Consider the following 24,100-nt stretch of genomic DNA (forward strand, 5'->3'; position numbering starts at 1 on the left):
TTCATCATGCATTTTTATGACACGCGTCGTGAATAAATATATCTATATCGCGCCGCAGGAGTATTACGTTGAACGAGCTGGTTTTTTTCATCAATAAAGTCATTATTTCCGGAGCTGTGATTGGCTCTATTTATGCTATGGGTGCGATTGGTGTCACTCTGATATATAGCATACTGAGGTTCTCACATTTTGCCCATGCAGATTTTATGACCTTGGGCGCATTTATGACCTTTGTGCTGACTGCTATGTTTCCTCATGCAGGACCAGCCATTGGGTTACCGACGGCATTCGTTATGATGCCTGTTGCCATGGTGATCTGTTCTGCGATTGCTGTGGGTGTCGATAAAACCTTTTACAAACCATTACGAGCGCACAATGTCAAACCAATTGTATTGGTTATGGCTTCAATCGGTGTCACGTTGATGCTGCAGGGATTGATCCGGTTGTTTGCAGGCACCGGCTCCAGAAATCTGTACATTGATGATAGAAAAGAAATATTTCGGCTGAGTCTGCCATTTGATTTGTCTTCCAGGCACATCACCATTACCGAACCACAGTTGCTATTGTTTCTGGTGGTAATTGTAGCGGTGATTTCACTCCATCTGTTTCTTACCCGAACCAGGTTAGGCAAGGCTATGCGGGCTATGTCAGATAACCCTGATCTGGCCCGCGTATCAGGAATCAATACCAATACCGTTGTGGCAATTACATGGGTCATTGCAGCTTGTCTGACAACCGCTGCAGGGACTTTGTTGTCTCTGGATGTGGCTCTCAAGCCTGATTTGAGTTTCTTAATTCTATTACCGATATTTTCAGCAACGATCGTTGGTGGGGTGGGTCATCCTTACGGCGCGGTGGCGGGCGGTTTTTTGGTTGGGTTTACCGAAACTCTGGCGGTTTTTAACTGGGGGGTGTTGTTTCGTCCTCTCAATGAGCATCTGCCTGAATGGGCGCAGTTGCCGACCAAACTGGCTTTCGTTCCAACTGAATACAAAATTACCATCCCATTTTTTATCCTGGTCGCTATTTTGATCTGGCGACCAACCGGTTTGTTTAAAGGTAAAGTGCTGTGAAAGATCATTCCCTGAAACGCGAAGTATTGTTGTTCTCTGGATTGCTGTTGTTGGTGTTGCTCATAATGTCCGTTATGGGAAGCGCTTATGGAATAAGGATGTTGGTCGAAGCTGCATGTTATTCTCTGATTGCCCTGGGGCTGACCATGCAATGGGGATATGCCGGCTTATTCAATGCCGGAATATTAGGGTTTATTGCGGTTGGCGGTTTCATGTCTATGTTGTTCAGTTATCCGGTCAACGAGGATTTCTGGCATTCAGATATGCCGGTTCAGTTGGGTATGGTAGTGCTCAAAGCTGCCATTGGTGTTGCCATTATTTTCCTGCTGGCGAAATCCGGTCGGTGGGGGATGCCCAAGAAGTTTCAAACACCCTTGCTGGTAATTGCGTCGGCAGTTGTTTATCTGATGCTCGTAAACATCCTTGATCCTGTTACCAGTAGCATTGAATCTGAGGCCGGTTTTATCGGTGGATTTGGACTGCCAGTCTGGACTGGGTGGATAGTTGGAGGGGCTTTGGCGGGAACCATTGCTTATTTTATTGGCCACATATGTCTGGGTTTAAGAAGTGATTATCTCGCTATCGCCACATTGGGCATAGCTGAGATTATCAAAGCATTTCTGAAAAATGCCGACTGGTTGACACGAGGAATTTTAACTGTGTCGCCTTTGCCCTGGCCTGTGCCAGAACCTGTTGATGTCGGTTTTGTATTGGCGCGTGCACTTTATTTGTCTGTGGTTATTTGCCTGATTGTTGTTACCTACTTTCTGTTGCAGCGGGCACTGCATTCTCCGTGGGGACGAATGATGAGAGCCATTCGCGATAACGAGGTTTCATCTTTAGCAATGGGTAAAGATGTCAATAAAAGGCGTCTTCAGGTATTTGTCTTGGGCTCTGTGTTGATGGGAATAGGTGGTGCTGCGCTCACTACATTTAACGGTATCTTTGACCCGTCTGGTTTCATTCCATTGAATCATACATTTCTGATTTGGGTTATGGTGATCCTGGGGGGAGCTGGCAACAATAGAGGTGCTATCTTTGGAGCTGTGTTTGTATACATTATCTGGACCATGTCAGAGCCGGTTGCGTTGGTTTTATTTGATCTGGTCCGGGATTTAGGAGACAAATGGTTTTCATGGCAGGCACCTGCTGATTTAGACAGCAGGGCATTACAGGCCAGGGTGTTTGTGATTGGTTTGATCATTACCATGGTGTTACGCTATGCCCCTAAGGGGGTAATACCGGAGAAAATCGCTCAACACAGTTAGTTCTTCTATGAATTGTGGCCTGGGCGGAGAGGGAATTGCCCAGGCTTGTAGATAGATGTTTAATCGGGAATTTCGTAATCAAAAACCGGAACCCAGTCATTACGTCCTGGTAAGCGTTCCCAAACACTGCCGACTTCTGATTGATCGAGCAGTTCCTTAATCGTTTTGTCCAGCCTGACCAGCGAGTCCAGTGGTGCAACCAGAGCGGCATCTTCGCTCATGAGAAAATCGTCTGTTTCCATCCCGCTGTAAAATCTGAAACCGGTATCGTTGGCATGCTGGGGCGTTTCTTTGTAGAAAAAACGGATGGGCATAGGGCGTTCATTTAAAATAAGGCTGGATGCTAAGCACAAATAACCTTGCCCTTGTGTTTCTGCTGCGCTTTGGGCCATCTTGTCCTCAATGTTATGATGAAAAAGGGCGCGCATTGTATGCAAACAGAATAGTGATCTCTAGCTTTTTTTTACGGTTTTTTAAGGGTTTTTAAGCACTTTCAGTCAAATCAATAACTTAGCTTTTATGTGGTTCAGCTATAGGCAATTTCATTGATTTATCTTATTGAGGGAGACAGCTAAAATATGAAAACTTTAAGAATTCTATTCTCTTACAATGCAAAACCTCCGCAAAAAAGATTTTTCGTCTAAAATGGAAAGATCTTGAAGTGTATATGCAGCCATTAATTTTTAACCTGGCTTGTAGTCTTTAACTATGAGTAATGAAAAAGGGGGGACCCCCTAGAGGAAATTCAATGACGGAACTTGAAAAGCTTGAGCATGCAATCGTTGAAGCTGAAGAACGTAAACGAGAATATATTAAAAGCAACCCAGCCGGAGAAGGAGATAAAGCAACTAAAGTCGCTTTGTATACGGAAGTGGAACAGGCCAGAAAAGCATTAAGGGCCTATAAGATCCAGCACAATCTTATTTAACAAAGTTCAAATGTTCTGCTTTTCCTCTCTGTTCACCACTAGCGAGCTTCCCGAATGGGAAGCTCATCTGAGATCACTCTAGTCTACAAACTTTTCAAAGACCAGAGTGGCGTTGGTCCCACCAAAGCCAAAGCTGTTACTCATTACGCGTTGTAAAGAGATATTTTCCTTGGTTTTGGTCACGATATTGGCATTTTGAGCATCCTTATCCAGCTCAAAAATGTTGGCAGAGCCGGCAATGAAGTTGTTTTCCAACATTAGTAGCGAATAAACCGCTTCTTGTACCCCTGCTGCGCCAAGAGAGTGACCGGACAGGCTTTTGGTTGAGCTCATCGCGGGCATATCATTTCCGAAGACTTCCATAAGTCCTTGCAGTTCTGCCAAGTCCCCAGCCGGGGTGCTGGTTCCATGGGCATTTATGTAGTCGATCGGTCCATTAACTGTAGAGAGTGCTTGATTGACACACCGGACCTGGCCTTCGCTGGCTGGGGCTACCATGTTGTAACCATCAGATACGGCTCCATAACCGACGACTTCAGCATATATCCTGGCACCTCGTTTTTTGGCGTGTTCGAGTTCTTCCAGCACCAGCATACCTCCACCGCCTGCAATGACAAAACCATCGCGGGCAGCATCGTATGCACGTGAGGCAATTTCAGGAGTATCGTTATATCCAGTGGTCAGTGCACCCATCGCATCAAACATACAAGACAGCGTCCAATGTTCCTCTTCTCCACCACCGGCAAACATAATGTCCTGTTTGCCCATTTGAATCAGCTCGTAAGCGTTTCCAATACAGTGAGCACTGGTAGCACAGGCCGAGGAGATAGAGTAGTTAACACCGCGTATTTTGAATGGTGTCGCCAGACAAGCGGAAACAGTGGATCCCATGGTTTGGGTAACGCGATAGGGGCCTACCCGTTTCAGACCGCGTTCGCGCAGTATGTCTGCTGTTTCGATTTGGTTTGATGATGATGCGCCACCCGATCCGGCAATAATACCTGTGCGCTCATGACTGACCAACTCAGGAGGAAGCCCCGCATCGGTGATCGCCTGCTGCATGGACACATAAGAGTATCCGGCTGCATCACCCATGAAGCGGTAGGTTTTTCGATCAATGTACTCAGTCAGATCAATATTAGGGCGCCCTCTGACATGAGACCTCATTCCCATTTCTTTGTATTCTTCGCTAAATGTGATACCTGACAGTCCTTGTTTCAGACTGTCTGTCACTGTTTGTTTGTCATTTCCCAGGCAGGAAACGATGCCCATACCTGTGATTACAACGCGTCTCATGTTTTTAAATCCATCTGCTCAGGTTTAAACAAGCCAACTCGAAGGTCTTTGGCGCTGTATATTTCTTCCCCATCAACCTCCAGGACCGCATCAGCAATACCCATAACCAATCTGCGGGCAATCATACGTTTGATGTGGATTTTATAAGTAACTTTTTTCGCTGTCGGCATGACCTGACCGGTAAATTTTACTTCTCCAGCACCGAGTGCTCTACCACGACCAGGGTTGCCGGACCATGCCAGGAAGAAACCAACTAACTGCCACATGGCATCCAGCCCCAGACAGCCAGGCATTACTGGATCTCCAGGAAAATGACAGTCGAAAAACCACAGGTCTGGGGTAATATCAAGTTCAGCAATTATCTGCCCTTTACCATATTGACCACCTTCAGACGAGATCAGGTTGATCCGGTCCATCATCAACATATTGCCAACCGGGAGCTGTGCATTGCCGGGACCAAACATCCTCCCGTAGCCACACTCCAGCAGTTCTTCTTTCGTTAATGAACTTGGTTTTTCTACCATTTGGTTTCCTTTTACATAATTTAGTGTCACGTGACCCTCATGCTTTTTTTGCGTCTAATTGTCCGTGGAAGCCGAGTTTGCCTGGCTTGCTTACAGCATGACATCTAGCAGCCTGAAATTACGAAACCGACCCCACAAGAGTGGTATGTCCCGACGATATCGGTCGGTTACGAAAACAACCGGGGTCAGGAAAGCAATTGACCAATCAGTTTTATTGCTGGTCACACTTTAAGCGGTTGTTGGGCGCCGACAATACCGGAAGGAAGGAGCTGATTCCAGCGATAATGCCGAAAATACATGCAGATTTAGGGTTTATCAGGCCGGGATCAATGCTTGCTATAATTTTACTGCCCGGCCTGAATCATTGTGACTAAAAGCTCAGAGATATATTTTTATGGCTGGAGAGACAGGCAGCTACTTTCTTCGCCATTGCTGTCTCTAGTTTAGGTTGCTGGCGAAGGCCTACATTGTGACGAAGCGTAAGTTCGAATGCATGTAATGCGGGCGATAGTTGCTTGTAACCTGCTTCCCGCCAAGGGCGCTGTTGTTGATATAGTTCCAACGCATAATTGAGTTGCTCTTGTCCTTTTTCTCTATCAGGTGTCTCGCCTTTCAAGGCTCTGCGAGCCTTATACAAAGCGGACTTGATGGAGCTGCTGCCTTCAAGTTTTGCAACAGCTGTTTCAGTCTCGTGAATCCGAGTGATTGCTGATTCAGGGGGACCTTCTTCAATGATCTCTTTAAGCCCTAAAAGATCGGCTTCCAGAGCTTCGTAGTCATCGTATTGTTGTAGTGTTCTGGTTATTCTTGAAATCGTTTCGTACGCTGAGTCGGAGTTATTGTGGTATCGGTTGATTGATTGAGCATGCGACTTGGTTAAGTCAATGAATTTTTCGTGGCGTTCAGACCAGTCATCCGGAATAAGCTTTTGTAGACGGTCAATTTCCAGCTCGGCATCTGCGACTTGAGACTCAAGTTGATTGACTTGTTTCATATCTGGTTGATTCTCTCCCTGAATACGTTTGATATCCTGTTTTAGTTGTTCAACCCGGGTAGTTGCTCTCTGTTGGGCAGTTTGTATGTCTCTGACTTGTCGATGTAAGGGAGCATACTCTGTTTCGTATGTTTTAAGTGCTAGTTCAGAGTCCTTGATCTGTGTTATCAGGGGAATGATTTTTTTGATAGCCTGGTAACTTTGTTTTAGATCATCTCGATAGTTATCCGGGAGGAATGCCATATCCAGATTTTCCATACGCTCCACTTCTGTAAACAAAGAATTGTCCGAAGCCAGATAGGATTGAATCTGTTGTTCATCAATGCAGGACTGTAGTCGGGGGTTCATTGGAGGAGGCGCGTTCTCGGATGTCAGGAATGTTCGGTTAGGGAGGTAATTAACAAGAGGGGGTACCAATCCTACTATAAGCAAGGTCAAAAGCTGAAGGCAGATAAACGGAATCACACCTCTGTAGATATCAAGTGTTTTTACTGCCGCAGATGCAACACCTCGTAGATAAAACAGGGCAAAACCAAATGGGGGAGTCAAAAAAGAAGTTTGCATATTGATACCGATCATGACTCCCAGCCAGACTGCCGTCACATTCGCGTCTGTGGCTGACAGTAGAATAGGGGCCACGATTGGTACGACCACAACCGCGATCTCAATAAAGTCGAGGAAGAAGCCGAGGATGAAAATCACAATCATTACCACGATAAATTGGGTCCAAAACCCTCCTGGCATACTGGTTAGGAAGTGTTTTACTAATTCCTCTCCACCAAATGCACGAAAAGAGGAAGTCAGCATGGCGGCCCCAATGAGGATAATGAATACCATGCTTGTGGTTTTGACTGTCGCGGTCATCACTTCATTGAGTGTGTTGTCAGTGCGATGAATTCGGGTAATTGCCCATATGAGGGCAACTATCATGCTGAAAACGGCAGTCGCCGCCAGCACTAGGCCCACAGCCTCTGCATCTGATTGAATGCTTTTGATGTTCAATTGCCAGACTGATAACAATCCCAGAATCACAATGGTCGAGATCAGACCGATCAATGCAGGAAGGTAACGGAAACGCTTGCCTCTATGCAGGCGATAGCTCCCCATAAAAATGGCTCCAACGGCTCCTATAGCACCCGCCTGATTGACCGTAGCAATACCAAACAGAATCGATCCTAATACCGAAAATATCAGCATGAGTGGTGGTATCAATGACCACAACATGGTGATGATAAATGTTCTATCGTACTTTTCATTCTGACCGACCGGTGGAGCAGATCCCGGTTTTAGGAGTGCAACCGCCAGAATATAAACGATGTATAGAGATACCAGAATCACTCCGGGAATGATTGCCCCCATGAACATGTCGCCTGCACTGGCAGAAGTGATGTCCAGTGAAGACGGCATAGAAAATTCACCTGTGGCTGCCCTGTAGGCAGCTTTGCGAATAGTACTGGCCTGATCCGCTGCGCTTGAAAGCTGGTCCGCCAGAATGATCAGGACAATTGATGGAGGAATGATTTGTCCTAATGTGCCGGAGGCGCAGATCGTGCCAGTTGCCAGAGATTTCGAATAATTGTTTTTCAGCATTGCCGGCAGTGAAATCATTCCCATGGCAATCACTGTTGCACCGACAATACCGGTTGTTGCTGCTAACAGTGCTCCAACAATAATGACCGATATGCCAAGTCCTCCTGGTACAGGTCCAAATAACCTTGCCATGGAAACAAGAAGGTCTTCTGCAATTTTGGAACGTTGCAACATGATTCCCATAAAGATAAACAAAGGAATTGCGATCAATGTATCGCGTTCCACATTCCAATATATGCTTCTGAAGTTGGTTACTCCGGCATTCAGCCATTGCCAGGGGCCTCCTTCTGCGAAGTAAGCGCTGCTGTCACCCGCAAAGAGATAGCCGCACAGGGCTGCCAGGCTGATCGTTAGGATGGCTGAGCCAGGTAATGCAAAAGCAACGGGAAAGCCTGACGTTAATGCGATGACCATCGTTAGTATGAGTATGCATAGAAAAAATAATTCCATTTTTTAATGCTCCTAGTGATCTTGTGACAAGGCTGTAGATGGGTTTTCATCGCGTTGACCGAGTAGATCTGCAATGTTGGTCAGGAAATAACTACAGAACTGAATGATCATTGTCACTGCAAAAATGATCAGGTAGAACACCATTAAATATTTCACATACAATCCATAATTGCTTTGGGTGATCTCGTAATTAACAAGTGGGCTGATAATGCTACTGGTTTTTTCCCACATGCCTGTCGAGAGAATGATCCAGCAGAGTGGCAACCCAAGAAACAGAATTCCGAGAATATTTGCCCATGCTTTGGTGTTCTTACTGAACCGTCCGTAAAGAACGTCTACGCGTACGTGGCCGTCATGAAGAAAGGTGTAGGCGCTGGCAAACAGGAACAGGGCTGCGTACCAGAACCTGACTAAATCTCCCATGAATGCTTGTTCGTAAGAAAAAACGAAACGGGAGATAACTATGCCGAACTCTGTTAGCACGACCATTAAAGCCAGCCAGAAAAAATCGATTTTTTTCACCATTGCAGCGATCAAGATTGAGAGCCCAATTAAGGGGAAGTGCAAATAGGGACCACGAAAATTTGATCGTCCGAGTTGGGTTGACATGTTGTCACCAACAATATGGGGGAGAAAACCTTCTATTCGCAAGAAGGAGATGAGACTGTCAAATATACCGATCAACAATACTGCCCAGAATGCCGCTCGGATAATAAATTTCACCAGGGAGTTCCATGTGTGAGTATCTTCTATCAGTGTATCTGCAGCCTTATGGCGTATGTATAGGACAGCGGCGGGTATGACAAGCAGATAACTGATGGTTTGTAACCACCCTAATAAATTTTGCTTTGGGAGGTTCAGTCCTGAATTTAAAAAGTTCAGCATGCCTGGCCAGGCCAGCCAGAAATTGAGGTAATTGTTCAGTAGAAAGCATGCTGTCAGAAAGATCATTGACGCAGCTGTAACTCTTGCAGTTACTTCCAAAGCCTTGGAATTTACGTTGGCGGAGAGACTGTTTGCTGTCTCTCCTTTAAGGTTAGTCGGGTTCATAAATAACAACTTACTTTAGTTCACTGGCGGACTCATGCTACGTGCCAGCAATAGGCTAATGGCACAGGCAACAGATGATGAAAAGTGATATCCCCATAAGCACGCGTTATGGTTTCTAACTGGGAATTTGGTTATTTGTTGCGTGCTTATGGTTGTAGGGGTTCACTTAAAATCCAAGTACCCTGTTACGTTGGGCGATATATTCAACGTCTGATATTTTGGCCCAGGCACCTGTTTCTTTGCGTGCTTTAACAAAGCTCGAATGTATATTTTTAGCGAGAGAACTATGTTTTTGTACTTCTTCGTATACTTCTTCGCTGGCTTCTCCGAAAGCATCATAGATTTCGTCGCTAAACTTTCTGAGTTTTACACCTTGTTGCGTGATGAGTTGCTGTAGTGCGGCACCATTTTTAGCGGTGTACTCAGCAAACATAACGTCGTTTTCCATGGATGCCGCTGCTTCAATGACCAGCTGATCTGATTTGGATAGACCATCCCACCATTTTTTGTTCACGCCGATTGAAAGCATGGAGCCAGGCTCGTGCATGCCTGGATAATAGTAATATTTTGCTGCTTCATAGAACTTCATGATTTGGTCATTCCATGGTCCAACCCACTCAGTCGCATCAATCGAGCCGGAAATCAGGTTTTCGTAGATTTGACCACCCGGTAACGAAACGGGCGAGGCGCCCAGTTTGGCAATAACATCGCCGCCTAGGCCAGGCATACGGAATTTTAAACCTTTAAAGTCATCGGGTGTGTTGATCTCTTTACGGAACCAGCCACCCATCTGAACACCTGTATTTCCACACATCAAACCTTTCAGACCAAATTGTGCGGATAATTCATCCCAAAGCTCCTGCCCACCGCCAAAACGAATCCATGCATTCATCTCACTGCAGGTCAGCCCGAAAGGAACCGAAGTAAAGTACGCAAAACCAGGATGTTTGCCTTTCCAGTAATACTCTGCACCGTGATAAAGCTGTGCATCACCGGAAGCCACATGATCGACGGCGTCAAAAGCCCCGACCCGTTCACCAGCGGCGTAATATTTGATAGAGATACGACCATCGGTCATGTCTGTTACGCGCTTGGCAAACCGTTGAGCGCCGGTTCCAAGGCCAGGAAAGTCTCTGGGCCAAGTAGAAACCATGGTAACTTCCATGCGGTTTGCAGCGATCGCGGGTGCGGAAATAGTGCCGGCGGCTGCAGCAACACCTACTCCTGTCAGTCCTTTTTTAAGTATTTCACGTCTTTTTAATGCATCAGATTTTTTCATTAATTTCCTCCTCCAGGAACCTTTGTGTATCAACCAGGAGTCATTCACAGGAACCGGACTTTGTTATTTTTATGTCAGAGTCAAATATAAACCAAGTGTTCATAGAAAAAGGCAAACCGGTATGGGGTGTATAGTTCCCAAGCCAGTTTTTTTTAGGAACAAAGCCTGTCTATGGATATGGTTTGAAGTCACTGTAGGGGAATTTAAAAAATATTTAAATAGTGAAAAAGTCTAAAAATGGATCCTTTTTAAGGAATATTGTTTGTTACGCCACCATGCGAAAGGAGAAAGCCTCAGTTTTTGGCGGACAAAGACCTAATAATCTGCCAGTTTCGAACATGGGTTTTTTTAAATGCAAGAGGGTTTTCAGGGGCTTTGGAAATGTGACAATTGGTTAATATTGGTCAAACCAATATTCAGAGGTCACCAGTTGAATCATCGGCTGATGATAAGAATGGCAAAAAGCTCAATGACTTTCGTTGTGTTCGTCGAATCTCAAACCTAGCGTACAATTAATTTTCTCTATCATGCTTGGCCAGGAGTTCATCTAAGGTCAGCTGATAGCTTTCCACAAAGGTTGCCATGAAGTAATCCACTTCGACCAGCTCAAGCTCGCGAATAGATCGTTCGATTTCTTTGGCTGCAGTTTTAAACTCACTGTTTCCACGATCGAGTTCCTGCTGACACTTGAGATATGCGCTGATTAGGTCGGCTGCTTTGACCAGATTTTTGACGTGCGGAGCAATGTTTTCATGTATCAGAAAGCGCTTGAACGCGGGCTGTAGTTTTTCGGGAAGTAATCCCAGCAGCTGTTGTTCAGCTTCATTCTCAATGGCTTTGTAAGCATCAGTGATCACTCCGGAGTAGTATTTGATAGGCGAGGGCATGTCACCAGTGATGATTTCACTGCAATCATGGTAAAGGGCTGCTGTGGCTATCATTTCAGGCTGATATTCTTTATCGAAAATATCCTTTCCGATGACACCAAGAGTATGTGCAATAGTCGCAACCTGCCAACTATGTTCCATGACATTTTCAGAGACTGTGTTATGCATCAGCCCCCAACGTTTTATTAGGCTTAAGCGGTTTAGATATGCAAAAAAACGACTCGTGTAAGACATGTGAGTACCTTTCGATAATAGTATTGCCTATATTCGTGTCCAGGCGGCTTGCAGATAATCTATATTACTCGTGATTTCATATTGTTGAAGGCAAACATCTGTCAGTTTGATGGTATGAGCATCCATGGATGCTATTGCCTTAGACTTCAAGGTACTCAGGTCGGTTGAAATAGGTGTTTTCTCTTTTGTATCAACAGGAGAGCGAGAGAGGTAGGCGAGCACCAGGCTCAACCAGAATGATTTGAGAGCAGGGTAGAGGTCTTCTAAGTAAGGAATGATCAGATTAAATGCATAACTTCCTGTAATCCCGTGTAAAGCACAGAAGTCATGACTTTGCAGGTACCAGTTGAGAGCAACCTTTTGCATATCTGCAAGACTCAGAGCATTGATTCCAGGTTGTAAGATTAGAGATTGATACTCGGGAAAGAGTGTGACTGCTCCGAGTTCGTCATCAATCAATCTATGCACTATCGGTTGAAAAGATTGTCTTTTATTTTGGAGGTTAGAAATCAAATTCTCCAGACTGCCTGGATGGGAAGTGTGGTGGTTAGTCGGCCAGGGATAGTTGACCAAATGAACCAGCCAATCTGCCAATGCATGAGCAATTTCTCTTTCTAACTGGAATTGTATGGCATAGCCCAGGCGAATCAGTGGATGAAATGCTCTGGTAGAGGAGCCTGTACATAATCTGGGAAGCCAGGTTTTCAGCGTATCTTCTAGTCCGTTTGTCTGGATAAAATGATCGAACGAAACTTGTACTTGATGAAATTTCTCTCCCTTTCCAGCTAAGGACAGCAAGGCTTGTTCGGTCAGAATCTGGGTAGGAATTTCTTGCAATGGATCAAGTTGGCGGCAGTATGATTTCGAGAACTCTTCGATCTTCTGTTCATTTGCACCCAAGCGAATTAATGCCAATATGGCCATTGGCAGATGATTGGAAAGGCCATTGTGGTGATCAGGTGCCCACTGAGTAAACACTGATTCATATTGAACAGCGCTAACCATGACAAATTCTCCTTTATCGCTATACCAAAGAGCTATTTTAGTCTTCTAAACAGATATTTTGTAAATAAAAACATTTATTTAATGGAAAGAAAGATACGAGAGCGTATGGGTGAACGAGTTTGAGGAGTTTGTTTGCATGTCTGAAGCTAATTCAATGAAATTCTTATTGAAGCAGCGATTTAGTTGGATTTTTATTCTGGAGGAGAAAGACCAATGAATAATATGGTTAAGATGAACTTGGGAGAGAAAAAGAGCGGCGGTAAACTTGTTTTAAGGTAGCAATTTCGAACAAGTTACCTTTATGCCGCTTAACGAAGTTTGGGAATCTTGAAGTCAGAAAAATCTGAACATCAAAGTGTCATCCTTAGCTACCAGATGACTCTTATTTGTACTCAACCGGAGTACAAATTCTTTTTCACATTGCCTTTATTAGTGTTTGTCATCGATGGCAATGTTATGCGAATTCTGTAAAGCCCCAAAGAAAAACTCTTTGAGGCTTTTTTAGATAACTAAATGCTATCTATCTTAGAACTTAACAGCTAAGCCTACAGCATAACCCAGTTCAGAATCGTCTACGTCATTACCACCGATCTCAGCAAAAGTATAAGCTTTTTCAGCAAAAGCATATTTTGCGTTCAGGTAATATTGGCTAACAGTATCACCTTCGTCAGGAATCCACTGACCAAAACCAGCAGCCAGAGTTACCATATCAGTAGCACTGTAAGTTCCAGCAATTTCATAAGCTACTGCTTCAGCATTTTCTTCATCTACGCTAGTAAATTCAGCACCAACACTGAACATATCTGTAGCATACTTGCCGCTGATACCAAAAGAGTTTACATCGTCAGCACCCTTTCCTTGCTTTTTATAAGACTGGAAAGTACCTGCGACAGTGATATCACTGAATGTAGTTTCACCATAAAGGTCAAAAGATCTTTCGTCCTTTAATCCACTCATGTCTTCTTCAGGCATGTCATAAGATGCTTTTACAGTGAACATGTCAGTGCCATAGGTTACTTTAATAACGTCTGCACCATCTGTACTGCCTAAACCTGCACCATCTACACCCAGCTCGAAATCTTCGCCAATACCGAAGTCATCACTGGCATAAACCATGTCACCAAAGGCAATAGTTCCACCCATGTAACCTAAGCCAACATAAGCGTCATCTACTTTGTTAGAAGGAACGTCGACTTCTACGCCTCCAGCTGAAAGAGGGGCACGATCAGCGTCGTCTTTGAATTCTACTTCCAATACGCCAAAAGCAGTCAAACCATTATCAAAAGAGTAAGTAGGTTTGAATTTAACTTCCATGTCATCATAGACCATTTGAACTTTGCTATCTTTGACTGTGCTCTTCTCAAAGTTAACCTGGAAATCACCTTCCAGATCCAGTTTAAGGTTATCTTGCTCCAAAATTGTTGCCGCAGATGCGCCAGAAGCAGCTACCACTGTTGAAACAGCAATCGATAAGGCCATTTTTTTCATATTAATCACACCATTTATCATTTAAGTTGATTTTCTTACTTATGATTGTGGGCAAAAACGACACCGTAGCAGGATGTTTATTCCACTCACTTCGGCGCATATGACACCATTACCTATAAATTCATACAAGCCACCTAATAAGGCCATTCAGCCATTGTTCATCTGATGAATAAACGATATGTAAAGTTTTTGAGTGGAGTAGCTAGGATGTCGATGCTAAATGCCGGTACCAAATAAGAAATCGCTGGAAAAATGAAATTCTGTTGAAGTTTTTTACAAAAAAACATCCAAAAATTGAGGTTATATTTACAATGAGAGTAAGAAGAATGTCACGAATGAATTTTTTGAGATTTTAAACTGTAAAGAATATGCCTGTTAAATTTTTGTTGTAAATTTCATGTAATCTGAAATGGGGTTGAATTATCGCCTTAACTGTGAGCAATAAAAATGTCAGAAAATTCGAATGATGCTGTCAGTTTATACAGAATTATCAGTGGATTCTGGTCATGGCTATCATTTTTTGCTTGTTTTTATAAATAAAGGGGCATTATGCCCCTTCTTTAATAACCAATATTTAGATTCAGTTTACTTTAAGTTTTTAATCACTTCCTGAACGCTGTCCTTGGCGTCACCGAACAGCATTCTGGTGTTTTCCTTTACAAAAAGAGGGTTAGCTACGCCTGCGTATCCAGATGCCATTGAGCGCTTAAGCACAACGACCCGTTTGGATTTCCATACTTCCAGTACAGGCATGCCTGCAATTGGTGAGTTTGGCTTTTCTACTGCGTCTGGGTTGACTGTGTCGTTGGCTCCAATGACGAGTACAACGTCGGTATCTGGAAAGTCTTCGTTGATCTCGTCCATTTCCAACACAATGTCGTAAGGTACGTTGGCTTCTGCCAGTAAAACATTCATATGACCTGGCAGACGCCCTGCTACCGGGTGAATGCCAAACCTGACCGTTTTGCCTTTTCTTCTGAGGTTTTCTGTCAGTTCGCTTACTGCTTGCTGTGCATGTGCGACAGCCATTCCGAATCCTGGGGTAATGATAATGCTGTCAGCATCTTCCAACTCCTCAGCCACTTCGTCCGCCAGAATCGCCACAGCTTCTCCCTGCGGGGCGTCATCATCTGTGGGGGTGCCTCCATCGGTTCCAAAGCCACCCATAATCACTGATACAAATGAGCGGTTCATTCCTTTGCACATGATGTAAGAGAGAATGGCACCAGAGGAGCCAACCAAGGCCCCTGTTACGATTAACAAGTCGTTGGCCAGCATGAAACCCGTTGCCGATGCAGCCCAGCCAGAATAGCTGTTAAGCATGGATACTACTACCGGCATGTCGGCACCTCCAATTGCCGCAACCAAGTGGATACCTATTAATAGTGCTATGGCTGTCATAACAAGCAATATGGCTGTATTGGTGCCGGAGTGTCCATGAGTCACAAAGATCAACATCATAATAAAGGTAATAATCAGTGCGACTAGGTTGAGCATATGGCGCCCAGGTAGGGTGAGTGGTCGACCGGAAATTTTGCCTTGGAGTTTGCCAAACGCTACCAGTGAACCGGTCAATGTTACTGCACCGATAAAGATTCCAAGATAAATTTCGGTGTTGTGAATGACCAGCTCGGCTCCTCTCAGATGTAAACGAGGATCGAGATAACCGCCCCAGCCAATCAGTACTGCTGCCAGACCGACAAAGCTGTGTAGCATGGCTACCAGTTGAGGCATGGCTGTCATTTCTACTCGCCTAGCCAGGGTCAGGCCAATTGCAGAGCCAATGACCATTGCGATTATCAGTAGGCTGTAAGCACCTACTGCGGCGCTGAAGATTGTTGCAAGAACAGCAACGGCCATTCCTGCAATACCATAAAAATTCCCACGTTTGGCGGTTTCTTGGGAGCTTAATCCAGAGAGGCTCAGGATAAACATAATGGCTGAAAACAAATAAGCCATGGTAATCATTCCATTCATGATGCTGGCCCCTTATCGACGAAACATTTTTAACATGCGGTGGGTTACAAAGAACCCTCCGGCAATATTGATGGTGGCAAACAGAACTGCAATGAATGCCATAAGTGTGACAAGCCAGGAACCGGATCCGCTGATTTGTAGTAGCGAGCCGATAACGACAATTCCGGAGATGGCGTTAGTTACGCTCATTAGTGGGGTATGCAACGCGTGGGTCACGTTCCAGATGACTTGCCAGCCTATAAAGATAGATAAAATAAATACGGTAAAATGAGAAACGAATTCTGCAGGTGCAACGCTTCCCAATCCTAACAGGCAAAGACCGGCAGCAGCCCAGAAACCAATTATGGATTTGACGTCTGATTTTTTCTTTGCAGGAAGTTCTGGTGTTGTAATTTTGGGCTCAGGTGTTGGCGCAGGCTGGGCACTCAGTTTGGGTGCAGGTGGTGGCCAGGTGATTTCGCCATCTTTGACGACTGTTGCGCCTCTAATGACTTCGTCATCCATATTTATGACCGCTTCACCGTTTTTGTCCGGACACAGATCTGTCAAAAGATGAACTAGGTTTTGTGCATATAGCGTCGATGATTGAGTAGGTAGGCGGCTCGCCAGGTTGGTATATGCAACGATAGTGACACCATGTTCGGTGACGACTTTACCCGGGGATGTCAGCTCACAGTTACCACCTTGCTCTCCTGCTAAATCGACAATAACGGAACCATCTTTCATGGTTTCGACCATGTCAGCCAACCACAGTTTAGGGGCGGGTTTGCCTGGAATCAGGGCAGTTGTAATCACTATGTCGACATCTTTGGCTTCTTCGCGGAATAGGGCCATTTCAGCGTCAATAAACGCTTGGGACATTTCTTTGGCATAGCCACCTACACCTGAACCATCCTCTTCAATGTTGACGGTCAGGAACTGACCTCCCATGGATTCAACTTGCTCTTTAACGATGGGGCGGGTATCGAAGGCTTTAACAATTGCCCCCATGCTTTTCGCTGTTCCAATAGCTGCGAGACCGGCAACACCTGCTCCAATCACCAATACTTTAGCCGGGGGAATTTTTCCCGCAGCGGTAATCTGGCCATTCAGAAACCGGCCAAAGTGATGCGCTGCCTCAATGACCGCTCGATAACCGGCAATATTTGCCATAGAGCTTAAGGCGTCCATTTTTTGTGCGCGGGAGATTCTTGGAACGGAGTCCATGGCCAGAGCCTGAATATTTTTCTTGGCCAAAGATTTCAACAATGATTCGTTCTGTGCCGGCCAAACGAAGCAAATCAGGATGGTATTTGCTTTTAACTGGCGGAGATCGTTGCCTTTTGGGGCATTGACCTTCAGTACGATATCTGCACTGGAATATAGCTCGGCGGCATCTTCGACAATGCTGGCACCTGTCTTGATGTACGATTCATTGGTGAAGCTTGCATCTGCACCTGCATCACTTTGGACGCTGACAGAAAACCCCAGCTTAATCAGCTTTTCGACACTTGCGGGGGTCGCAGCAACTCGATGTTCAAGAGGATCTCGTTCTTTCGGGACAACTATAAGCATACGCTATGTCTCCTGGGTGACATGTTTATTATCTACGGACTTATCTCATCACAGGCGATAACCACCTGTCATTAACGGCAGTCATGTACATATCAATAAATGATTATTTATTGATTTCGGTCGTGGAGAATGGGTCGCTTCTGCGAAGTTGGAATGAAGCGCCATCTGTTATAGGCTGGATGGCGCCAGAGTATTCCACTTAGTTGTGGGAATGAAGAGCTTCGTTGAGTTCAATGGCGGTTTGATTGGTTAGGCATTCAACTGCACCAGTTTGTGAGTTTCGCCAGAACAGCAGGTCACTTTTACCGGCCAATTCTCTCGCCTTTACCGTTTCGACAGGTTTTTTATTGGTGTCTAGTACGGTGACTTTCGTTCCCGCTGTTAAATATAAACCAGCTTCGATAGTACACCTATCACCCAATGGAATACCTACACCAGCGTTGGCGCCCAGTAGGCAGTTTTCACCAATGGATATCACAATTTTACCGCCACCGGACAGGGTGCCCAATATAGAGGCTCCGCCACCGATATCTGAACCATTGCCAACCACGACTCCAGCAGTAATTCTGCCTTCTACCATGCTGACTCCGGTCGTTCCGGCGTTAAAGTTAACGAAGCCTTCATGCATGATGGTTGTGCCTTCACCTAAATGGGCTCCTAGGCGGACGCGAGCAGTATCGGCAATACGAACACCAGTGGGAACAACATAATCTGTCATTTTGGGGAATTTATCGATGCTGAATACCTGCAAAACCTGACCTCTCAGGCGTGTTTGTATTTGCCATTCCGGCAGTTCAGGGAGATCGATTGCTCCAAGGTTGGTCCAGGCTATGTTATGCAGCAGTCCGAAAATACCGTCCAGGTTGGTTCCATGAGGTTTAACCAGTCGATGAGACAGCAGGTGTAGTTTCAGAAATGCTTCCGGTACCTCGGTAGGAGCGCTATCTGTCTCTAAAGTTACCAAGATCAATGGTTGTTCAGAATCCAGGGCTGCTTTGGCAAAGGTGGTACTCAGGTTGAGTCCAAATGATTCAAAGATTGTCGCCAGATCGTGACATTTATCGATACTTACCTCAATCACCTGATTCCCGTCGGCACAGGCAAAGATCTGAGCAAGTTCATTGATCAGTTTGTCATCGGGAGAAAGTATGGGTTCCGGGAAGTAACTTTCGATGATTTTACCCTGTTTGTTTTTTGTGGCAGTACCAAATGCCATAGCAAAGTGAGACATGTCGCGTTCTCTCTCCAAATTAGCTGAACAGTTGAGAATACATATCTGGAGTAAAGCCCAGATATACTTTGTTTCCGGTTTCGAGTACCGGGCGTTTGATGATGGAAGGGTTGTCCAGGATGGTATCTATTGCTGACTGTTCGGTCATATTGTCCCGGAGATTCTGATCCAGTTTCCTCCAGGTGGTACCTTTGCGGTTTATCAGTTCCTGCCAGGGTTGTTGGGCCAGCCATTGCTGTACTTTTTCTCTGGAAATGCCATCTTTTTTGAAATTATGAAACTCAAAAGGTTGATTGTTATTCTGCATCCATTGTCTGGCTTTTTTGATGGTGTCGCAGTTGGGAATACCATACATGATGGTCATGAACAGACTCCTGTATCTTAGAGGGTGTCTAGGAAAGCGTTGATTCGGTCGAATGCTTGGCGACATTCTTCCAGGCTAGCAACCAGGGCGATTCGTACATAGTTGCTTCCGGGATTGGTGTCACCCATTTTTCGGCTCAAAAATGAGCCGGGAAGTACTGTGATGTGACTGTGTTGAAACAAATTGCGGGCAAATTCAGTGTCGGCAACAGGGGTCTTTGCCCAAAGATAAAAAGCTGCGTCCGGCTGATAGATCTGGAGCTTTGAGTCCAATGTGTTCATTGCCAGAGCAAACTTATCCCGATAAAGGTTTCGATTCATGAGGACATGTTGCTCATCGTTCCAGGCAGCTATGCTGGCATACTGATGGTGAGGCGGCATCGCACAACCATGGTACGTTCTATATAGCAGAAATTGTTTGATCAGGCTGGCATCGCCCGCAACCAAGCCACTCCGCATGCCAGGAATGTTGGAGCGTTTTGACAGGCTATTGAAAGCCAGGCAGCGTTCATAACCGGTGCGCCCCATTTTTGCACAGGCTTGTAGTAGGCCAGGAGGGGGGCTGGATTCATCAAAATAGATTTCGGAATAACATTCATCGCTGAATATCAAAAAATCGTGTTTGTCGGCCAGTCTAATAATCTCAATCAGTTCTGCCTCTGATAATACTGCTCCAGTTGGGTTGCCAGGAGTACATATAAACAGAATCTGGGTTTGATCCCATTGTTGTGGTGTTATGGTGGAAATATCTGCCTTGAAACTGGATTCTTGTGTACAGGGTATTAATAGTGGCTTGGCGCCAGCGAGTAAGGTGGCACCTTCGTAGATTTGATAAAAAGGATTGGGAAATGCAACCTGGTTATCGCTGCGGTGGCTGTCAAATAGTGCCATGACGGCGGAAAACAAGGCTTCTCGGGTGCCGGTGACAGGTAAGACCTGGGTTTCTGCATCTAACTGCTTCAGTTGAAAGCGGCGTTGTAACCAGCTGGCGATGGTTTCCCGCAGTTCGGCGGTTCCTCTGGTGGAAGGGTAGGTCTCCAGCAGTGAAAGACTATTTCTTAAAGCATCGATGACCAACTGCGGACTTTCGTGTTTAGGTTCTCCAATTGATAGAGCTATATGATTAACCCCGGCAGGAGGGGTGATTCCTGTTTTAAGTTCGGACAGTTTTTCGAATGGATAGGGCTGTAGTGCGGCTAAGTGGGTATTCATTGTTCTTCAGTCAGTTTCCGTTCTAATTGTTCTTTGAGCTGCTCGCACAACTGGGAATCGGTAATGGGTTGGTTGTTTTTATCCAAAACAAAAAAGATGTCTTCAACCCTTTCGCCGAGGGTTGAAATGCGTGCGTTTTGAAGGCGGATATCAAGCTCTCGGAAAATTTCCCCGATCCGTGCCAATAGCCCAGGACGGTCAACAGAAATGAGTTCAACGATAGTTCGGTCATGATCCAGGTCGTTGCTAATGATGACCTGAGTTGGAATCTTGAAATGTTTAAGCTGTCTGGGAGTTCGGCGGCGAACAGTCTTTATTTCATTCGGATTGCTGATGGCAAACAACAGTCTATGCTGGATGGTTCTGATTTTCTCGGGGTCGTTGCCTATGCCTTTTCCTTCTTCATCAAGCACAATAAATGTATCCAGCGAAAACTGGCTACCTGATGACGTCATAATGCGGGCATCATGAATAGACAGACCCAGTGATTCCATCACCGTAGCTATGTCAGCAAACAAGTGCGCGCGGTCCGGAGCATAAATAAAGATTTGAGTGGCACCGGCATAAGAATTTTCGTCGATTTCCTGGATCAGAACCAGAGGAACTCCAAGGCCGTTTGAGCCAATTGCTTTGGTATGCCAGGCAATATTTTCAGGGGACTCACGAAGGAAATAGTCATCACCTGGATTGTCCCATATGGCATCCACTTCATCTCGGGTAAAGCCTCCGGCCGCAAGAATTTCCAGGGCTCTTTCCTTAGTGTGTTGTATGCGTTCATCCTTCCCGACTGGATTTTTAAGTCCGCGACGAATAGTTCGCTGGGTTTCCAGGTACAACTGCTTCATTAACGAAGCTCGCCAGCTGTTCCATAGGTTAGGATTGGTGGCGTAAATATCGGCCACGGTTAGCACATATAAATAGTTGAGCCGTGTCAGGTCCCCAACGTGGCGGGCAAATTCAAGAATGACATCTGGATCAGAAATGTCTTTTCTTTGTGCGGTGGTTGACATGGACAGGTGATTTTCCACTAACCAGGCCACCAGATTGGTGTCCCACTCGGCAAAGCGGTGGCGTTTACAGAATCGCTTGGCATCTACCGCTCCCAATTGGGAGTGATCGCCTCCGCGGCCTTTACCAATATCGTGATACAGAGCTGAAATATAGGCCAGCTCGACTTTGGGTAGCTTTTTAATGACCTCCGTCGCCAAGGGAAAGAGCTCTGTATTTCCTCGATGTCGAAACTTGCGCAGGTTTTTAACAACCTGGAGCGAATGGGCATCTACTGTGTAAATATGGAACAGATCGTACTGCATTTGCCCAACAATTGCGCCGAATTCCGGTAGATAGCGACCCAGAATGCCATAGCGACTCATGCGTCTCAGATTGGTGGAAACACCGTTACGGGATCGGAGTAGTTCGACAAAATACATTATATTGCGAATATCCTGTCGAAAATGACCGTCTATCAGGCGACGTGCCTGGCTTATCAGGCGTATGGTTTCAGCACGGATGCCAATAACTTCCTTGGTTTGCGCCAGGAGCACGAATATTTCCATCAGTGCTGACGGAGTGGTGGTAAAAACACTCTCATTTTTGGCCTCAATATAGCCATTACGTATCTGAAAGCGCTTGTTCAGATCAGTGATTTGATCGCCACTGCCTGCCTGAAGGATTGCTTCGTCAAATAGCTGCAGTAAGGTGTCGCTGAGTTGCCGTAAATGAAAAACGCGGCGATAGTAGCTTTGCATTAGGCGTTCAATGCCAAGCTTTCCTTTTTGATCCTGATAGCCAAACAGGTCTGCCAGCCGCTTTTGGAGATCAAATAAAATTCGATCTTCTTCCCGGTTGGTGAGCATGTGCAGGGCGTAACGTATTTTCCAGATAAAACTTTGTCCCTCAATCAGCGTCCGATATTCAGACTCTGTCAGGAACTGACGGTTAACCAGGTCGACGAGGTCAGAGTCACCAAAGTGGCGTTTTGCAACCCACCCAATCATCTGGATATCCCGTAGGCCACCTGGAGAGGCTTTTAAGTTGGGTTCGAGGTTGTATTCAATATCGTTATATTTCAGATGACGATTATACTGCTCATTTAGTTTTGCTTTATAAAAGTCCTTGCTGGGCCAAATATTAGAAGCAGATGTTGCTTCCATCATTTGCTCGCGTAACAGCTCACTGCCAGCGATCAGTCGTGACTCCATTAAGTTGGTGACAACAGTGACGTCGTTAGTGGCTTCAGTGACGCAGGCTTCCAGGGTTCTGACGCTGTGGCCAACTTCAAGGTTAATATCCCACAGAAAAGTCAGAAAGGCCTGAATGGAGTCAGAGTTGTCATTGATATCTGCTTCGGATTGGAAGAGTAACAGCAGGTCAATATCTGATTTTGGGGCCAGCTCGCCCCGACCATAGCCCCCTACTGCAATTAATGAGCGTTCTCCCGCTGTCCAGGTAAACTGGGACCACGCACAGCGAAGTAACTCATCCATGGCCAGAGCTCGACCATGAATAATATTTCGGATGTCATCTTTATCTTCCAGTGCCAGCAAAAATCGTTGATCAAGTTTTTCTTTGAGATCATGCAATGCCTGTTTGAATACAGAGATTCGACTGGTGGAGGAGTCCAGCATGGTCTTCAGACCAGCGGTATCCAATAAGTTGACATCATCAAAAGCAGAAAGATAGGACATGATTAAAACGGCACTTTTTCATCAGACCGGAGGGTCAGGATTTCCACACCATCGGCAGTCACCAGACAAGTGTGTTCCCACTGAGCTGAAAGTTTGCGATCTTTTGTGACGACAGTCCAGCCGTCATTTAAAACCTTACAGTCCCGTTTGCCTGCATTGATCATGGGTTCGATCGTAAAGATCATCCCTTCCTCTAGCTTTAGACCGGTCTGAGCTCTGCCATAATGAAGAACCTGAGGGTCTTCGTGAAATTGTTTGCCAATGCCGTGGCCACAATACTCCCGTACAACGGAGTAATAGTTTGATTCAGCGTGCTGCTGAATAACCGCACCAATGTCCCCAAGGTATGCTCCCGGGCGTACTTGGCTAATACCTTTGTACATGCATTCCTGGGTGATTTTGCATAAACGATCAGCATGTGCTGCAACCTCACCTACGTAGAACATGGCGCTGGTATCTCCGTGATATCCATCTTTGATGACCGTGATATCAATATTGACGATGTCTCCCTTTTTCAGGATTTTGTCATCGCTGGGGATGCCATGGCATATGACTTGGTTTATAGAGGTGCAAATAGACTTGGGAAAGCCCTTGTAATTCAGCGGTGCGGGGATGGCTTTTTGTTCCTGGACAATGTACTCGTGACATATTTTGTCCAGTTCCCCTGTGCTGATGCCGGGTGCGACATATGGGCTTATCATTTCCAGTACGTCTGCTGCCAGTTTGCCGGCGATGCGCATTTTTTCAATTTCTTCAGAGGTCTTAATAGTTACGGGCATAGTGTCTCGTGAGCGGGTTAATTGCCAAATGTGCGATTGTACGCAAATTGTGCTTTTTGTGCAGCTTGGCTGCCTAATAGGGCGATAGTCATTTTTTCTTTGGCTATTTTTACTGCTTGTGGTATAAAGCGCGCCCCTTGCTATGTGCATGGGAAATATAACGTCACACATATACCGACACTGTTTTCTGGGTGCCTTTCTCTATAGCGAAAAGGGTTGGAGGCAGGGGTA

General features: G+C 45.5%; 19 protein-coding genes. 3 read left to right on the forward strand and 16 right to left on the reverse strand.

Annotation, left to right across the window (positions count from 1 at the left end; all coding sequences use genetic code 11):
* The first annotated feature begins 68 nt into the window (after positions 1-68).
* Together ACQY6I_RS02640 and ACQY6I_RS02645 are read left to right on the forward strand one after the other, a co-directional pair.
* Positions 69-1,073, forward strand: a complete 1,005-nt coding sequence (locus ACQY6I_RS02640) for a branched-chain amino acid ABC transporter permease (RefSeq protein ID WP_428239911.1) — start codon at positions 69-71, stop codon at positions 1,071-1,073.
* The gene (locus tag ACQY6I_RS02645; protein ID WP_428239912.1) at positions 1,070-2,341 is read left to right on the forward strand and encodes a branched-chain amino acid ABC transporter permease; all 1,272 of its coding nucleotides are present in this window, start codon (positions 1,070-1,072) and stop codon (positions 2,339-2,341) included. Before ACQY6I_RS02640 ends, ACQY6I_RS02645 begins: the two co-directional genes overlap by 4 nt.
* Before the next feature lie 59 nt (positions 2,342-2,400).
* On the opposite strand, the gene ACQY6I_RS02650 is transcribed toward ACQY6I_RS02645, so the two are convergent.
* A complete protein-coding gene (locus ACQY6I_RS02650) occupies positions 2,401-2,769 on the reverse strand; it encodes a DUF2185 domain-containing protein (RefSeq protein ID WP_428239913.1) in 369 nt (122 codons plus the stop codon).
* A 320-nt stretch (positions 2,770-3,089) separates the two neighbouring features.
* Here ACQY6I_RS02650 and ACQY6I_RS02655 point away from each other — a divergent pair, with 320 nt between their 5' ends.
* Positions 3,090-3,269: a hypothetical protein gene (locus tag ACQY6I_RS02655; protein ID WP_428239914.1), complete on the forward strand. Its 180-nt coding sequence runs from the start codon at positions 3,090-3,092 to the stop codon at positions 3,267-3,269.
* A gap of 78 nt (positions 3,270-3,347) precedes the next feature.
* Here the strand turns inward: ACQY6I_RS02655 and fabB are convergent, their stop codons facing one another.
* The 15 genes from fabB to map form a co-directional block, all read right to left on the reverse strand.
* Positions 3,348-4,565, reverse strand: coding sequence for a beta-ketoacyl-ACP synthase I (gene fabB, locus ACQY6I_RS02660; protein WP_428239915.1), 1,218 nt, complete (start codon positions 4,563-4,565; stop codon positions 3,348-3,350).
* Positions 4,562-5,089, reverse strand: coding sequence for a 3-hydroxyacyl-[acyl-carrier-protein] dehydratase FabA (fabA, locus tag ACQY6I_RS02665; protein ID WP_428239916.1), 528 nt, complete (start codon positions 5,087-5,089; stop codon positions 4,562-4,564). The genes fabB and fabA overlap by 4 nt, the downstream gene beginning before the upstream one ends.
* A 370-nt stretch (positions 5,090-5,459) precedes the next feature.
* Positions 5,460-8,123 (reverse strand): TRAP transporter large permease subunit, encoded by a 2,664-nt coding sequence (locus ACQY6I_RS02670; RefSeq protein WP_428239917.1) that lies wholly within the window; start codon positions 8,121-8,123, stop codon positions 5,460-5,462.
* Positions 8,124-8,135: 12 nt separating this feature from the next.
* On the reverse strand, positions 8,136-9,173 hold the full coding sequence (locus ACQY6I_RS02675; protein WP_428239918.1) for a TRAP transporter small permease subunit: 1,038 nt from the start codon (positions 9,171-9,173) through the stop codon (positions 8,136-8,138).
* 166 nt (positions 9,174-9,339) lie between these two features.
* Complete coding sequence (locus ACQY6I_RS02680; protein ID WP_428239919.1) at positions 9,340-10,452, reverse strand: TRAP transporter substrate-binding protein; 1,113 nt, start codon at positions 10,450-10,452, stop codon at positions 9,340-9,342.
* A 512-nt stretch (positions 10,453-10,964) separates the two neighbouring features.
* A complete protein-coding gene (gene yfbR / locus ACQY6I_RS02685; RefSeq protein WP_428239920.1) occupies positions 10,965-11,573 on the reverse strand; it encodes a 5'-deoxynucleotidase in 609 nt (202 codons plus the stop codon).
* 27 nt (positions 11,574-11,600) lie between these two features.
* Entirely contained in the window at positions 11,601-12,578 is a 978-nt protein-coding gene (locus ACQY6I_RS02690) for a questin oxidase family protein (RefSeq protein ID WP_428239921.1), read from the reverse strand.
* Positions 12,579-13,103: 525 nt separating this feature from the next.
* Positions 13,104-14,066 (reverse strand): porin, encoded by a 963-nt coding sequence (locus ACQY6I_RS02695; protein ID WP_428239922.1) that lies wholly within the window; start codon positions 14,064-14,066, stop codon positions 13,104-13,106.
* 585 nt (positions 14,067-14,651) lie between these two features.
* Positions 14,652-16,043, reverse strand: a complete 1,392-nt coding sequence (pntB, locus tag ACQY6I_RS02700) for a Re/Si-specific NAD(P)(+) transhydrogenase subunit beta (RefSeq protein ID WP_428239923.1) — start codon at positions 16,041-16,043, stop codon at positions 14,652-14,654.
* 12 nt (positions 16,044-16,055) lie between these two features.
* Complete coding sequence (locus tag ACQY6I_RS02705) at positions 16,056-17,597, reverse strand: Re/Si-specific NAD(P)(+) transhydrogenase subunit alpha (protein ID WP_428239924.1); 1,542 nt, start codon at positions 17,595-17,597, stop codon at positions 16,056-16,058.
* A gap of 199 nt (positions 17,598-17,796) precedes the next feature.
* Positions 17,797-18,828 carry a 2,3,4,5-tetrahydropyridine-2,6-dicarboxylate N-succinyltransferase gene (gene dapD / locus ACQY6I_RS02710; protein WP_428239925.1) on the reverse strand — a complete coding sequence of 344 codons (1,032 nt, stop codon included), beginning with the start codon at positions 18,826-18,828 and terminating at the stop codon, positions 17,797-17,799.
* A gap of 19 nt (positions 18,829-18,847) precedes the next feature.
* Positions 18,848-19,192 carry an ArsC family reductase gene (locus tag ACQY6I_RS02715; RefSeq protein ID WP_428239926.1) on the reverse strand — a complete coding sequence of 115 codons (345 nt, stop codon included), beginning with the start codon at positions 19,190-19,192 and terminating at the stop codon, positions 18,848-18,850.
* Positions 19,193-19,209: 17 nt separating this feature from the next.
* Positions 19,210-20,403 carry a succinyldiaminopimelate transaminase gene (gene dapC, locus ACQY6I_RS02720; protein ID WP_428239927.1) on the reverse strand — a complete coding sequence of 398 codons (1,194 nt, stop codon included), beginning with the start codon at positions 20,401-20,403 and terminating at the stop codon, positions 19,210-19,212.
* Positions 20,400-23,090 carry a [protein-PII] uridylyltransferase gene (locus ACQY6I_RS02725; RefSeq protein ID WP_428239928.1) on the reverse strand — a complete coding sequence of 897 codons (2,691 nt, stop codon included), beginning with the start codon at positions 23,088-23,090 and terminating at the stop codon, positions 20,400-20,402. Before ACQY6I_RS02725 ends, dapC begins: the two co-directional genes overlap by 4 nt.
* A gap of 2 nt (positions 23,091-23,092) precedes the next feature.
* Complete coding sequence (map, locus tag ACQY6I_RS02730; RefSeq protein ID WP_428239929.1) at positions 23,093-23,869, reverse strand: type I methionyl aminopeptidase; 777 nt, start codon at positions 23,867-23,869, stop codon at positions 23,093-23,095.
* Positions 23,870-24,100: the final 231 nt, after the last annotated feature.

The organism is Gynuella sp., assembly GCF_050297175.1.
In the GTDB taxonomy this organism is placed as follows: Bacteria; Pseudomonadota; Gammaproteobacteria; order Pseudomonadales; family Natronospirillaceae; genus Gynuella.

Bases quoted from the DNA above. Each gene is read 5' to 3' on its own strand.
- ACQY6I_RS02650 (WP_428239913.1), bottom strand. From the start codon at position 2,769: ATGCGCGCCCTTTTTCATCATAACATTGAGGACAAGATGGCCCAAAGC.
- ACQY6I_RS02655 (WP_428239914.1), top strand. From the start codon at position 3,090: ATGACGGAACTTGAAAAGCTTGAGCATGCAATCGTTGAAGCTGAAGAA.
- fabB (WP_428239915.1), bottom strand. From the start codon at position 4,565: ATGAGACGCGTTGTAATCACAGGTATGGGCATCGTTTCCTGCCTGGGA.
- fabA (WP_428239916.1), bottom strand. From the start codon at position 5,089: ATGGTAGAAAAACCAAGTTCATTAACGAAAGAAGAACTGCTGGAGTGT.
- ACQY6I_RS02670 (WP_428239917.1), bottom strand. From the start codon at position 8,123: ATGGAATTATTTTTTCTATGCATACTCATACTAACGATGGTCATCGCA.
- ACQY6I_RS02675 (WP_428239918.1), bottom strand. From the start codon at position 9,173: ATGAACCCGACTAACCTTAAAGGAGAGACAGCAAACAGTCTCTCCGCC.
- ACQY6I_RS02680 (WP_428239919.1), bottom strand. From the start codon at position 10,452: ATGAAAAAATCTGATGCATTAAAAAGACGTGAAATACTTAAAAAAGGA.
- yfbR (WP_428239920.1), bottom strand. From the start codon at position 11,573: ATGTCTTACACGAGTCGTTTTTTTGCATATCTAAACCGCTTAAGCCTA.
- ACQY6I_RS02690 (WP_428239921.1), bottom strand. From the start codon at position 12,578: ATGGTTAGCGCTGTTCAATATGAATCAGTGTTTACTCAGTGGGCACCT.
- ACQY6I_RS02695 (WP_428239922.1), bottom strand. From the start codon at position 14,066: ATGAAAAAAATGGCCTTATCGATTGCTGTTTCAACAGTGGTAGCTGCT.
- pntB (WP_428239923.1), bottom strand. From the start codon at position 16,043: ATGAATGGAATGATTACCATGGCTTATTTGTTTTCAGCCATTATGTTT.
- ACQY6I_RS02705 (WP_428239924.1), bottom strand. From the start codon at position 17,597: ATGCTTATAGTTGTCCCGAAAGAACGAGATCCTCTTGAACATCGAGTT.
- dapD (WP_428239925.1), bottom strand. From the start codon at position 18,828: ATGTCTCACTTTGCTATGGCATTTGGTACTGCCACAAAAAACAAACAG.
- ACQY6I_RS02715 (WP_428239926.1), bottom strand. From the start codon at position 19,192: ATGACCATCATGTATGGTATTCCCAACTGCGACACCATCAAAAAAGCC.
- dapC (WP_428239927.1), bottom strand. From the start codon at position 20,403: ATGAATACCCACTTAGCCGCACTACAGCCCTATCCATTCGAAAAACTG.
- ACQY6I_RS02725 (WP_428239928.1), bottom strand. From the start codon at position 23,090: ATGTCCTATCTTTCTGCTTTTGATGATGTCAACTTATTGGATACCGCT.
- map (WP_428239929.1), bottom strand. From the start codon at position 23,869: ATGCCCGTAACTATTAAGACCTCTGAAGAAATTGAAAAAATGCGCATC.